This is a genomic window from Fibrobacterota bacterium, assembly GCA_019509785.1.
Taxonomy (GTDB): Bacteria; Fibrobacterota; Fibrobacteria; order UBA11236; family UBA11236; genus Chersky-265.
The window spans coordinates 94,193-108,188 of the sequence record JAEKLQ010000032.1; the positions used below are offsets into that span (position 1 = coordinate 94,193).

Below are 13,996 nucleotides of genomic sequence, written 5' to 3' on the forward strand. Positions count from 1 at the left end.
GGCATGGCAGTAATACCAAAGCAAGACGGCCCGGCCGACGGGCCCGCGCGCGTGATGAAGGGGTCGGACTGGGGAGCTGTTGCCGATTCCGGCATGCGCGGCTTCCAGATGGAAGCCCTGGCGATGCCCGGCCGGACCGCTCCCAAGCCTACGCCGGAACAATCCCGTTCTTCCCAGTTGGAAAAGGATCTGCGCAAAGCCGAAGAGGCCCATAAGGCCGCGCTCGCCAAGGCCAAGGCCGAATCCGAAGCCGCGTCGAAAGCCGCCCAGGCGCGCGGCCGCGAAGAAGGCCTACGGGAGGGCGAGAAAAAGGCGCTGGACCACTACCAGAAATCCCTCGATGAACTGCGCCGCAACGCCTCGGTGGCCTTGGACGTACTCTCCCAGGAGAAGGCTTCCCTGTTCCTGGAATTCGAGGGACAGGCCCTGGAAATGATTTCCGCGACCATCCATCGCGTGTTCGAAGGCTTCGCGAAGAACGAGGCCGAGGCGGTACTTCCGCTCGTCAGGCAGGCGATGGCCGCCCTGGGCCACGCCAATGCCATAACCCTCAAGGTAAACCCCTCCGATTTCAAGACCGCCTCCGACAACCGGGACTTCTGGCTGCCGGTCGAAGCCGGCCAGAAGGACGTACGCGTCGTCGCGGATGAGCGTATCGCCCCGGGAAGCTGCCTGGTGGAATCCGATTCCACTTCCGTGGGCATGCGCGCGGACGAGATCGCCGATCGTATCGACGAAGAGCTCAAGCGCGTGTTCGCCGCCAAGGCCCAGGCCCTGAAGTTCGAAAGCGCGCCATCCCCCGATGCCGCGGGCGCGGAAAACGCGGGTCCGGAAGAGATCGACGCCATGCCCGACGCGGGAGGCTGAACTCCTTGGCGCAAGAGCAGGTTTTTTCCCAGTACTCCCGCGCCCTGGCTTCCATGTGCCTCGCTCCCGTGCGGGCCAAGATCGTGCAGGTCATCGGCCTGGTTATGGAAAGCACCGGCCTTTCCGCCAGCCTCGGGGAGATCTGCGCCGTCTTCGACGGGCAGCGCCAGATAGGCCAAGCCGAAGTGGTGGGTTTCCGCAGGCAGTCCACGCTCCTCATGACCCTGGGCCATCTCGACGGATTGCGGCCCGGCATGGAGGTGATGGCTACCGGTAAGGTCTTCACGGTCAAGGTGGGAACGCCTTTACTGGGACGCGTGCTCAACGGTTTGGGCGAGCCCATCGACGGGCACGGCCAGATGTTGCTATCGGAAGAAGGCCGGGTCAACGCCGATCCGCCCAACCCCTTGGAGCGGCGCCGCATCTCCGAGGCCATGCCGACCGGCATCCGCGCCTTGGACGGATTCAAGACCATCGGCAAGGGCCAACGCGTGGGATTGTTCGCCGGTTCCGGGGTGGGGAAGTCCGTGCTCCTGGGCATGATCGCCCGCAATTGCAAATCGCAGGTGAACGTCATCGCCCTCATCGGCGAGCGGGGCCGCGAGGTGAAGGAATTCCTGGAAAAGGATCTGGGGCCGGAAGGGTTGGCCCGTTCGGTGGTCGTGGTCGCCACTTCCGATCAGCCCGCGTTGATCCGCATCAAGGCCGCCATGGTGGCTACCGCCATAGCCGAATACTTCCGTGATCTAGGTAACGACGTAATGTTGATGATGGACTCTTCCACCCGGCTGGCCATGGCCCAACGCGAGATCGGCCTTGCCGTCGGCGAGCCCCCTTCCACGCGCGGGTATACGCCTTCGGTCTTCGCCTTCCTGCCCCGCCTGATGGAGCGCGCGGGCATGGCCGGCAACGGTTCCATCACCGCATTGTATACCGTGCTGGTGGAGGGCGACGATATGGACGAACCCGTGGCCGATGCGGTGCGCTCCATCCTCGACGGCCACATCGTGCTTTCCCGCTCCTTGGCGCATCGCAACCACTATCCCGCCATCGACGTCCTCAAAAGCGTGAGCCGCTGCATGACCGACGTAACCTCCAAGGAACATCGGGCCGCGGCGGGCAAGCTCCTCAATGCCATGGCGGTCTACGCCGATGCCGAGGACATGGTCAACCTGGGGGCGTACGTGCGCGGCACCAATGCCCAACTCGATCAGGCCATCGCCCTCCATGCCGAAGTCGACAAGTTCCTGATCCAGGCCGTGGAAGACAAGAGCGACATGAAATCCATCCTCGATCGGGTCTACGCCCTGGCCGGCGCCCTGAAATGAAGAATTTCCGGTTCGATCTGGAGCAGCTCCTGCGCCTGAAGCGCTGGCGCGAAGAGGAAGCGAAGAAAGCCCTGGCCGCCGAAGTGGCGGCTTTGGAAACCCTCAAGGCCAAGCTACTGGAGTTGCAAGGGGATCTGGACGGAGCCTGGAGGAATGCGCCGGGTAACGTGGGTGATACCGTGGACGCGCCGGGGCGTTTGCAACTGCTCGGATACGCGCGCCACATGGGAGGGCTCATTTCCGGGCAGGAAGGCGAAATCGCGGAGCAGTCCCGCCGCCTCCGGGAGAAATCCGATCTGTTGATGAAGGCGATGCAAGAGAGAAAAGTCCTGGAAAAGCTCAAGGAGCGCCGCCACTCGGAGTGGCGCAAACAGAGGAACAAGCTGGAATACGCCAATATGGACGAGGCGTCGGCGGCTTTGCTGCGCCGGGCCTCGGAAACGCATCCCGTCCCCGCTTCCGGTTCCGCCGCCCCGGAATGAATCGCCGCATGGCTCCATCCCTGTCCCATCCGGCGCCGCCCCGTTCCGGTCCCCGTTCCGCGGCGGCCTTCGTCCTCGCCGCCGCGGTTTCCGTTTCCGCCTTGAATCATACCGTCACCGATTTCCGGTTGGACTGGAACGGCGCGGCTTCCGATACGTTTTTCCTCGATGCGGGATGGAAGGATTCCCTACTGCTGAAGGCCAAGCGCAACGCATTTAAGACGATGCTGGTAGCAAGGCTGAACGAGGATGCGCAGGGCCACATCCTGAATTCGCCCGGGGGCGGCGCGGCAGCCGCCGTAACGGGCGACTACGGATTCAAGGTGGCCTACCTGCAATGGAATTCGCCCCATACCGCGGCCAACGCCAACAGTCCCGGCCCCGCGGACATCATGGTGAAAAACATCGCCCTAAGCCCCGATACGGCGGCCATAGACGTGGCCGGTACCATCATCGCCGGTCAAGAGGTGCCGGGCAAGCCCCCGCCCGTTTTCCTCAACTTCGCGGCCGACGGCCCCAAGTACGCGGCCTATTGGGGATCGAATACCGCTCCGGGGCCCATCCGGCGTACGACCCATCTCAATGCCGCGTCCGGCGCCCCAACGGCGTCGTGGGGTCAGGACGTCACTCCGACGGCGCCCGTCGCGGCCGCGGGTTACGGCAAGGTGGGAATGGGCCAGCGACCCGGATCGGGCGGCGAGGATTACGCCTTGGCTTACGAAACCAAGCTCTTCCCGGGCCAATTCGAAATCCGTTGGGAATCCATCGGGGCCGGCACCTCGGTCGCTTCGGCGCTTTATAATACCGCCCAGTGGCCCCAGGATTTCGCGGTGGCATTGGACTCCTCCGGAAACACCATGGTGCTGTGGCGCGAGCAACAGGCGGTGAACCAAGGTTCCAAAAGCGATATGTGGATGGTCGGATTCGATCCTTCGCATACCGAGATTTATCCGCCTACCAAGATCGAGACGGATATTTTCGCCGATGATACGGTCTCCACGACGACTACCGCCTTTACGCATTACTATCGTCCCTTCGCCATCACCAGCCAGGCCAATAAACGTTTCCTGATCCTGTTCGGCAGCCCCGGCAGCCTTCCCGCGGGCGCAGGCCAATCCCGCATCTACGCCCGATCCCTGACCCTCGATTCCCTCGGGCCCGGCGTACATGATCTTTCCGCTCGGACCGATCTTACGCCTCCGGGAGACGTCGCGCCCTTCCGCTACATGTATCCGGACGTGCGCTCATCGCGCGATCGCGTAGCGGTCGCCTGGTTCAAGCGCGGGCCCACCAACTTCACGCAGCGCCTGATGGGTAGCATCTTCAACAAGAACGGCCCGGTATATACCACCCAGGGGCGGGTGGACATGGATTTCACGAACGATTTCATCTCCTTCGGACCCCCCACCAACGGTCTTTGGTATCAATACCACTATTTCAAATGCGCGAATCTCGCCTTGGATGAAAAAGGCGACATGGTGGTGGCCTACGATAGCGGGACCGCGGCCAAGGTCGCCCTGGTGAGGAATACGCCTATCTACAACGATTCAGGCGCATTCATCAGCAAAATCCTGGAAGTGAAAAACCCGGCTATCCCCTCCTTCGTTTTCGATCCCGCATCCGACTCGGTCGCTTTCCAGGTTCCGCTCGTGAGCGCGCTCGACTCCGGTTACAGCCGGGTCAAGGTAGCCCTCTCCGCGGACTCCGCTTTCGGGGCGCCGGATGCCGGCTTCCAAACCCTCGCGGGCCCCAGCGCGGGCACGCGGCGGTATTTCCGGTACAAAGTGGAATTGTCGACCAATATCACCGGAGATACGGCCACGTCCAATCTCAAGACCGCCAAGGTCAAATCGGTGCGGATCGATTACGATATCAAGCCCTGGAAACCGCAGGTCGATTCGCTCAAGATCGGAGCCGCCGCTTTCGCGGCATACGATCCGTTTTCGTCCTATAGCCTGCTTCCGCGCAAGGATTCCCTGAAGCTCATCGTATCCGGCTTCGATGCCGACGATGACGGCATGGCCTTCCGCGTTCAGCTGGGCGGCCGCGTTTATCCGGACGTTAACGGCTCGCGCACGGCTCCGGGAAGGTTTCGCGCCGTGATCAGCGTAATGCCTCCCGATACCCTTCTCGACCCGCTGCCGCTGAAACTCACTGCCGTCGATCCGCAAGCATGGGCCAGCGCGCCCGCCAATGCGCTTTTCGGCTACAACAATATCCCGCCAACGCAGACGGTCACGATCTACCGCGGGAGAGGGCGCGATTCGGCGTCGGTTTTCCGGCCCTCGGGGGGCGGGACGGATACCCTGCATCCCGCATCGGGCGATTTGATCGTTTTGCAGACCGGGGATTCGCTCGCGGTGAAGGCGAAGTACACGGATGGCAACGACGATAACATCACCGCTCAATGGTTCCGCAATTCGACTCGCATGGGCACGCGACCGCTGCCGGTCACGGATTCCCTGACCTTCAAGTTCACGCCCGATCATCTGAATCCCTGGATCGACACCTTGGTCCTATCCGTTTCCGATCCCAACGTCACGCTTTCGCAACGTTTCCCGGTGCGCATCAACCGGAATCCGGAAATCGATACGGTATGGCACGCGGCCTACCAAGGCAAGGACTCGGTCTGGAAATCCGGGCCCTTCGATCGGGTCAGCGACTTCGCCTCCGATACCGGATTGATCATCCCGGCGGGGCTTCCGACCAGGGTGCAGGCGGTCGTCTCGGATTCGGATATGGCCTATGGCGACAGCGTGGGCGTTCGCTGGAAGGTATGGCGGAAAGGGACCAGCGCTTGCCCCACGGGGAACATGGCCTGCTACCAGATCGTCGATTCGGCGGATGGGGAAACCCTGACGCGGGTTTTTTCGACTCCCGAACAATACCTGACCGTAAGGGTGACCGACAAGTCGGGCGCTTTCCGGGAACGCCGGCTTTGGCTGGAGTATCCGGTGCTCGACACGGCGGGGACCACCGACTTCGCCGCTTCCGTGAAATCCCTCACCTCCGGAATCGACTTCATCATCGGCGCGGAACAGCATGATACCGTGCTGCATGCGGAGATCCGGAGCCAAGGAAGTTCGCCCCTGCGGATCGTTTCGGTGGCCACGCAACGGAACGATCGCAAGTGGCTGAACGTCAATCTGGAATGGCTCACCGGCTCGCCGCCCCGGCCCGATAGCGCCAAGTTCGCCGGTCCCACCACGGCCAACGCCTTAGCCGGCGGGAAAACGATTTCCTTGCCCCCCGGGGCCACCCTCGGCTTCGACTTCCGCTTCCTGAGCGATTCCCTGCGCGGCGACAGCGTGCTGATCGATACCCTTCTGGTGCAAACCAACGACTTCGCCAACCCCGTGCTCAAGATCCCGTTCCGCATGGTCTACAACGATCTTCCCTTGGTCACCTTGGGCGTGCCGGGGCTCCCGGGAGCCGGCCCTCCGGGCGGCTACAACGCCGCGGGCCTTCCCCGGTTCCTGCCGGCGCGCTCCACGCTATCCCTCGCCTTCTCGGAAACGGTCCGCATCGCCGATCCCTCCAAGGTCATCCGCGTGTATTCCTTGCTCGACTCCCTCAAGTATCCGCGCGGATTCCATGACATCCACGGGAACTTCGAGTATGTACGGAAGCGCGCCCCCAAACGGGCCGCGGGCGGTTCAGGCGCGGGGACCAGCCTCGCCCTCGCCAAAGCCGCGGCGGGCAATTTCGGCCTGGCCAAGGGAGCGGTCGCGGACTCCCTCGCCGACCAATTGATTTTCACGCCGGCTTACGATCGCCCCTCCGATTCCCTGAAGGTGACGCCCCTCCCGGGCTTCTTCGTCTACCGCGACATCCTGCGCATTCGCCTCAGCAACGGGATCGTCGATCGCGCGGGCAACGGTTTGGATTTGCGCCTGGACAAGAAAGCCGCCGCTCCCGGCAGCCTGGACACCGTGTTCCAGGCCAGGGTGGATACCAGCGTCTTCAGGGTAACCGGTACCGTTCCCGATGCCGGGGGAAAAGGATGGGGTCCCGAGGATCCCATCCGTATCCGCTTCAATCGGAAGCTGGCGCTGCCTCCTCCCGCCGGGAGGGACACCTTGACCTTGCTCGCGCTGGGTTCCTTGAAGGCCGCCGATAGCCGCGCCATCCGGGTCACCTCGGTTTACCGTCCCGGACGCCCCTATGATTTCCAATCGATATCCCTGGAAGAAGGGGATTCGGCATTGCTCCTGCACGTCCGGCCGCGCCTGCCGGCGGAGGACACCGTCACCGTGGAATTGTCCGGCGGCATCCTCGACAGCTCCGGCCTGCCTCTCGACGGCAACGGCGACGGCATCCCCCAATGGCTTTATGATCGCCGCGATACCGTGGACCAGTTCTCTTTCTCCTTCGGGACCAGCCAGGCCGAATTCTACGTATTCCCCAACCCATTCCGCTTCGGCGACCCCCGCCATCGCGAGAAGGGGACCATTACCTTCAAGAACCTGAATTCGTTGCATGGATTTACCGCGGGAGACGAACTGACCTTGCGGGTGCATACCCTCAATGGCGACCTCGTATACGATTCGGGCTTGCGTAACGGCGATCCGCTCGGTCCGACGCGCAGGCAATCCACCAGCCTGGACTGGGACCTCAAGAACGACGGGGGCTCGACGGTGGGGACCGGCGTTTACATCTACAGCCTGAGCACGGGAGGCAGAACCCTGCTGCATAAGGGCAAGGTGGCCGTGGTGCGATAGCCGAATGGAAACCGGGGAATCGGGCTAAAAAGGAAGCGCCGATCCTCCCCGGAAACCCCGCGACCGGCCCCGACTACCCCCATTTTTCTACCTTACTCCCGCATGATTCTCAATGCCGTACTCGCCAAAGTATTCGGGACCAGCCACGAGCGCGAAGTAAAGCGTCTCGGGCCCAAAGTGGAGGCCATCAACGCCTTGAGTCCCGCCGTGGAGGCCTTGGACGACGAGGCCCTGGCCGCCAAGACCGTCGAGCTGCGCCAGCGCCTCGCCGAGGGGAAAACCCTGGACGATATCCTTCCCGAGGCCTTCGCCGTCTGCCGCGAAGCCGCCGATCGCCGCCTGGGCATGTTGAACATCCTCAATCCGGATTACGCGTTCGACTTCGCCAAGCTTTCGCCCGCCTCGCGGGCCCTAGCCGAAGACGCCCGCCGCAAGCTCCAGATCGGCGTCCCCGAACCTGCCGAAGGCGAGCCGCCCCTGCCTCCCGCCGTCCCGCACCACACCTTAATGTTCCCGGCTTCCTTCTACGGGGAGATCCGCACGCTCCATTCCGAAAGCCGCTACCCGTTCCGCTACCGTCCCTTCGACGTGCAGCTGATAGGCGGCATGGTCCTGCACGAAGGCAAGATCGCCGAAATGAAAACCGGCGAAGGCAAGACCGTGGTCGCGACCCTGCCTTGCTACCTCAACGGCTTGGAGGGCAAGGGCGTGCACGTGGTGACGGTGAACGATTACCTCGCCAAACGCGACGCCCTCACCATGGGCAAGGTCTACCAGTTCCTCGGCCTCTCCGTGGGCATCATCGTGCACGGCCAGGACGAAGAGGAGAAGCGCGCGAACTACGCGTGCGACATCTCTTACGGCACCAACAACGAATTCGGCTTCGATTACCTGCGCGACAACATGGCGCATAACATCGAAGAGTGCGTCCAGCGCGAGCTGAACTTCGCCATCGTCGACGAAGTGGACTCCATCCTCGTGGACGAAGCGCGTACGCCCCTCATCATCTCGGGCCCGGCCGAGCAGTCCACCGAGAAGTACAAGCAGGCCAACGAGGTGGTGCGCTACCTGGTGAAGGATACGCATTTCACCTTGGACGAGAAGGAGAAGCACGTTTCGCTCACCGAAGAGGGCGTGAACGTCTGCGAGGATAAGTTGAAGCTGGAGAACCTCTACGGCGATACCAACGTCGAGTGGGTCCACCATATCCAGCAGGCCCTGCGCGCCCACATCATCTTCAAGCGCGACGTCGATTACATGGTGCGCAACCGCCAGGTCGTCATCGTGGACGAGTTCACGGGCCGCCTCATGGAAGGGCGCCGCTACTCCGAGGGCCTCCACCAGGCCATCGAAGCCAAGGAAAACGTCCCCATCATGCGGGAAAACCAGACCTTGGCCACCATCACCTTCCAGAACCTTTTCCGCCTGTACAAGAAGCTGGGCGGCATGACCGGCACGGCCGACACCGAGGCCACCGAGTTCCACCAGATCTATAAGCTGAAGGTGGTGGTCATCCCCACCAACCGGCCCATGGTCCGTCAGGATCAGGACGACTTGATCTACAAGACACGGCGCGAGAAGGTCCAGGCCATCGTGGCCGATCTCAAGGAGCGCCATGCCAAGGGCCAGCCCGTGCTGGTCGGCACCGTGTCCATCGAGAAGTCCGAAGAGTTGAGCGGATTCCTCCTGCGCGAAGGCATTCCCCACGAGGTCTTGAACGCCAAGCACCATCAGAAGGAGGCCGGCATCATCGAAGGCGCCGGCCAGGTGGGCAAGGTCACCATCGCCACCAACATGGCCGGCCGCGGCACCGACATCCAGCTCGGGCCCGGCGTGACCGAACGGGGCGGACTCTACGTGCTCGGCACCGAGCGCCATGAGAGCCGCCGCATCGATAACCAGTTGCGCGGCCGTTCGGGCCGCCAGGGGGATCCGGGCGAATCCCGCTTCTACCTGTCCCTGGAAGACGATCTGATGCGCATCTTCGGATCGGATCGCATTTCGCGCATCATGGACCGGCTCGGCGTGGAGGAAGGCGAGGTGATTTCGCATTCCCTCGTCAACCGCGCCATCGCCACGGCGCAGAAGCGCGTGGAAGGCCAGAACTTCGAGATCCGCAAGCATTTGCTGGAATACGACGACGTCATGAACAAGCAGCGCACCGTCATCTACGGCCTGCGCCGCCGCATCCTGCAAGGCGAGGAGATCAAGGACGAAATCGAATCCCGCGTGGAAGACGCCGCCGACCAGGTCGTGTCCCAGTATGCCTTGGCGGGGAACTATCCCGAGAATTGGGAATTGGACAACCTCTACGCCGAACTGAAGCGCGCCTTCGACATCGATTACGCCATCGTCGATGACGTGCTGCATTACCAGACCGCCGAGCAGACGGTGGAGCAGGTGATCGCCAAGTGCAAGGAGAAGTACGCCGCCATCGAGGCCGGGCTGGGATCGGAACAGCTCCGCGAAATCGAACGCCAGGTCTTATTGGGGGTGATCGACCATCTGTGGCGCGAGCATCTCTACGCCATGGACCATCTGCGCGACGCCACCCGTTTCCGCGGTTACGCCCAGAAGGATCCTCTCCAGGAATACAAGAAGGAAGGCTTCGCGATGTTCGCCACCACCTTGGAGCGCATCGCCATGGACGTCACCCAGCGCATCCTGCACATCGATCCCGATTTCCTGAAACGGCAACAGGAGGCGATGGTACACGCCCGGGAACTGGAACAGGCCCGCATGCGCCAAATGCAATTCAGCTCGCCCGACGTCGCCTTGCCCCAGGGTTTCGCGCCCCCGAATCCCACGGTGGAAGGCCCCGAACGGGACGGGCCCGCCATCCGCGTGGTCCCCGCGCAGTCTCCCCGGCCCGCCCAGCCGCAGCCCGGCCCGCGGCCGGCCGCAGGCCCGGGTCCCCGTCCGGGCCCGCAGATGCGAACCATGCCCGCCGGCCCCGCCATCGACGTGAAGAACATCGGCCGTAACGATCCTTGCCCGTGCGGCAGCGGCAAGAAGTTCAAGAAATGCCACGGAGAGAATCTCTGACGTCCGTTCCGGGCGCCTTTTCCCAAGGCTCCCTTCCCGGCGGCTCTCCGCGTTTCTTTTCCCTGGAAGGGATCGATGGCAGCGGCAAGTCCACGCAATTGGCCCTGCTCGCCGACCGCCTGCGCGCGAAAGGGCGCGAAACCGTCACCGTGCGCGAGCCCGGAGGCACGCCGGTATCCGACGCCATCCGACAAATCCTCCTCTCTCCCGGCAATCGCGTCGCTCCCTCGGCGGAGCTTTTGCTCTTCTCGGCGGCCCGGGCCCAGTTGGCCGAAGAAGTCATCGCCCCGGCCCTTTCCGCCGGGAAAATCGTCCTTGCCGATCGCTTCGGCTGGTCGACCCTGGCTTACCAAGGCTATGGCCGCGGCCTCGACCAAGAGTCCATCTTCGAATTGTTCCGCATCGCCTGCGGCCCGGTTTGGCCCCTGCATAGCTTTCTCCTGGATCTGCCGGCATCCGAACTCGCCGGACGCTTGCGCTCCGGGGGCAGGGCGGCGGATCGGATGGAAAGCGCGGGCGAGGAATTCTTCGCCCGGGTGCGCGAGGGATACCGTTCCATCGCGAAGTCCTATCCGGATCGCTTCACCGTCCTGGACGCGTCGCTCCCGCCCGCAACCTTGCACGAGGCGATCGCCGGCAAGCTTGATCGCATGCTTGCTTAAGACCCCGCCACGATTCCCTGGTTAGCGAAATTTGTACATTCCTGGGAACTTCGCTTCCGATCGCCCGGCCGCGTCCGGAAGCGTCGATCCCGCGGGTCGCATATTTCCCCGGGGCATGCTAAAATCGTCGGAGGGGGCGTCCTTCCGCCGCCAGGGAACAAGATGAAAAAGAGCAAGTTCTACTACGCCACCGTCGCCATCCTCATCTCCGGATTCGCCCTCATCAGCAATCGCGTGCAAGCCGGAGGGGAAAAGTTCTACTCCGATCTCATCCGCCTGGACAAGGTCGTCACCAAGATCAACGAGAACTACGTGGAGGACGTTTCCTCCGAGGAACTCGTCGACGCGGCCATCGGCGGCATCCGTTCCATCCTCGATCCCCATACGGCCTATTTCACCCCCAAGGATTACGAGGACCTGAAGGTCAACACCGAAGGCGAATTCGGGGGCCTGGGGATCCAGATCGGGATCCGCGACGGGATCCTCACCGTGGTCTCGCCCCTGGCCGGGACGCCCGCGCACCGCATGGGGTTGCAGGCGGGCGACAAGATCATCCGCATCGATACCCTCAGCACCCAAGGCATTTCCATCGACGACGCCGTGGAGAAGCTACGCGGAAAGCCCGGTTCCCCGGTGAAGATCCAGATCCTGCGCGAGGGCATGCCCGAACCCATGGAATTCAATATCGTGCGCGAGGTGATCAAGATCGAGAGCGTGCCTTACGCGGCCATGATCAACGATTCCACCGGATACGTGAAGATTACCCAGTTCGCCAAGCGCACCGGCGAGGATCTCGAAGAGCGCATCAACGATCTCAAGAAGAAAGACATGAAATCCCTCATCCTCGACTTGCGCGTGAACCCGGGCGGCCTTTTGAACCAGGCCATTTCGGTCTCCGAGCTGTTCCTGGATAAGAACCAGATGGTGGTGTACACCAAGGGCCGCGTGAAATCCCAGAACCAGGAGTACCACAGCCGGCGCAATCCCATCTGGACCAAGAAGTTGGTGGTGCTGGTGAACGAAAACTCGGCTTCGGCCTCGGAAATCGTGGCGGGCGCGATGCAGGATTGGGACCGCGCCATCGTGCTGGGCGAACCCTCCTTCGGCAAAGGTTCGGTGCAAACGATTTTGCCTCTCGACGGGCAGCAGAATACCCTCAAGCTGACCACGGCCTATTACTACACCCCCGCGGGCCGCTGCATCAATAAGCCCGAGAACGCGGTGCGCTTCAAGAAGGCGCAAACAGATTCCGCCCGGAAGGACACCACCTGGTTCTATACCAAGGCGGGCCGCAAGGTACTGGCCGGCGGCGGTATCACCCCGGACGTGATCCTGGCGGGACGCAAATACACCCGTTACGATCAGGAGCTGCTCCGCAAGACGATGTTCTTCAATTACGTGATCAAGAAGCGTAACGACATCGCCAAGCGCCAGAAAATCACCCCGGACTTCACCGTCTCCAAGGACGTCCTGGACGACTTCCGGAAATTCGTCTATACCGATACCACCTTCACGCGCTTCAAGAGCGCCTCCATGATCGCCCTGGACAATTTCCGCGACGTGGTGAAGAAGGAAAGGGCCGATCGCGATAGCTCGGTCGCGGCCGACCCCGACAAGACCCAGGTGGATCAGGCGACCAACACCTTGGACGGGATCCTTAGGGCCGAAGCCGATAAGGAATTCGAACGCAACCTGGACTTCATCGCCTACCAGCTCAAGTGCGAGCTCCTGGGAGCCGCCCTCGGCGAAGACGCCCGCACCGCCTTCGAATTGAAGAACGACAATCAGGTCATCGAGGCCAGCCGCTATCTCGCCGACCAGAAAATGTTCGCCAAGGCCTTCAAGAAGGGTAAGGACAAAGGCTAACCTTCTTGAAGGCCCGCGTTCAAAAAAGGTAAGGACAAGGGTTAAGGTTCCGGGCCGCCGGGAAAATGAAGAAGGCCCCGCTTTTGGCGGGGCCTTTCCGTTTCTACCATCGGCTAATACCATCAACGCAATCGTCTATTTCGCGCTAGCCTGCTTGAAGGGGATGACCACGACCGGTCGGCGCGAAACCTCTTCGTAGCCGGCGCCCACCTTCGCCGCCGCTTGCGCTCCATCGATTCCCGAACCCTGCGCGGCAACTTTCCCCGCCGCCGAGCGCTTGGGCAGGCCGCGATGTTCCACCACCTTGCCCTCGCCGCTGATGTGGTAGTCGAGATGCGCCGGCGATCCCCACCATTCCACCCGGCCCGAACCGGTCAAGGCCAAGTCCAAGGTCGACTGGTAATCCATGTCCAGGAACACGTAGCCCGATCCGCTCAGGTCCACGTTGGCGTCTTCGGCCAACAGGTTCTCGGCATGGATGGCGCCTTCTCCCGCCAGGGTGGCCGTTAACGAAGCCGCGAAGCCCTCCAGATCGATGACGCCGGCGCCGTTCACGGTGGCCCTGAGATTGGTGGCCGTGCCCGAAAACAGGATTTCCCCAGAGCCGTTCAAGGTGAGATCGAGGTCGGGGAAATCGCCGCCTTCCTGGATTTCCACCGTGCCGCTTCCGTTGTGGACCAGGGAGCGTAGCCCGGGCACGACCACGGTGATTTGCGGTTCGACGGTGGGCGCGATGGTATAGGGGAGGCCGATGGTGAGGGTCCCGTTCCAGGAATCCGTCGTCAGGTACCCGGTCAGGTTCCCGTCGGTGGTGACATAAGCCGCGTAGGCGTCGCCCGACTTCACGGTCACGTGGACGGGAGCATCCAAGCGTACGCGATCGAAGGCCGGGAGGCTGCGGGTTTCGGTAACCGCCATGCCGTTGCCTTGGGCATCCTGCACGTCCATGACCATGCATCCGGAAAGCAGAAGGGGGAGGGTCGCGAGGATCAACCAGGTTTTCATGTTTCGCTCCTTCGCCGACC

General features: G+C 62.6%; 8 protein-coding genes. 7 read left to right on the forward strand and 1 reads right to left on the reverse strand.

Annotation, left to right across the window (positions count from 1 at the left end; genetic code table 11):
- Positions 1-3 precede the first annotated feature (3 nt).
- The 7 genes from JF616_08350 (at position 4) to JF616_08380 (ending at position 12,971) form a co-directional block, all read left to right on the forward strand.
- Positions 4-867: a hypothetical protein gene (locus tag JF616_08350; GenBank protein ID MBW8887753.1), complete on the forward strand. Its 864-nt coding sequence runs from the start codon at positions 4-6 to the stop codon at positions 865-867.
- A 53-nt stretch (positions 868-920) separates the two neighbouring features.
- The gene (locus JF616_08355) at positions 921-2,195 is read left to right on the forward strand and encodes a FliI/YscN family ATPase (protein MBW8887754.1); all 1,275 of its coding nucleotides are present in this window, start codon (positions 921-923) and stop codon (positions 2,193-2,195) included.
- Entirely contained in the window at positions 2,192-2,677 is a 486-nt protein-coding gene (gene fliJ / locus JF616_08360; protein ID MBW8887755.1) for a flagellar export protein FliJ, read from the forward strand. The genes JF616_08355 and fliJ overlap by 4 nt, the downstream gene beginning before the upstream one ends.
- Before the next feature lie 8 nt (positions 2,678-2,685).
- Complete coding sequence (locus JF616_08365; protein MBW8887756.1) at positions 2,686-7,398, forward strand: hypothetical protein; 4,713 nt, start codon at positions 2,686-2,688, stop codon at positions 7,396-7,398.
- Positions 7,399-7,500: 102 nt separating this feature from the next.
- Entirely contained in the window at positions 7,501-10,443 is a 2,943-nt protein-coding gene (secA, locus tag JF616_08370; GenBank protein MBW8887757.1) for a preprotein translocase subunit SecA, read from the forward strand.
- Entirely contained in the window at positions 10,422-11,105 is a 684-nt protein-coding gene (gene tmk / locus JF616_08375) for a dTMP kinase (GenBank protein ID MBW8887758.1), read from the forward strand. The genes secA and tmk overlap by 22 nt, the downstream gene beginning before the upstream one ends.
- Before the next feature lie 162 nt (positions 11,106-11,267).
- Positions 11,268-12,971, forward strand: coding sequence for a S41 family peptidase (locus JF616_08380; GenBank protein ID MBW8887759.1), 1,704 nt, complete (start codon positions 11,268-11,270; stop codon positions 12,969-12,971).
- A gap of 135 nt (positions 12,972-13,106) precedes the next feature.
- Here the strand turns inward: JF616_08380 and JF616_08385 are convergent, their stop codons facing one another.
- Positions 13,107-13,976: a DUF2807 domain-containing protein gene (locus JF616_08385; protein MBW8887760.1), complete on the reverse strand. Its 870-nt coding sequence runs from the start codon at positions 13,974-13,976 to the stop codon at positions 13,107-13,109.
- Positions 13,977-13,996: the final 20 nt, after the last annotated feature.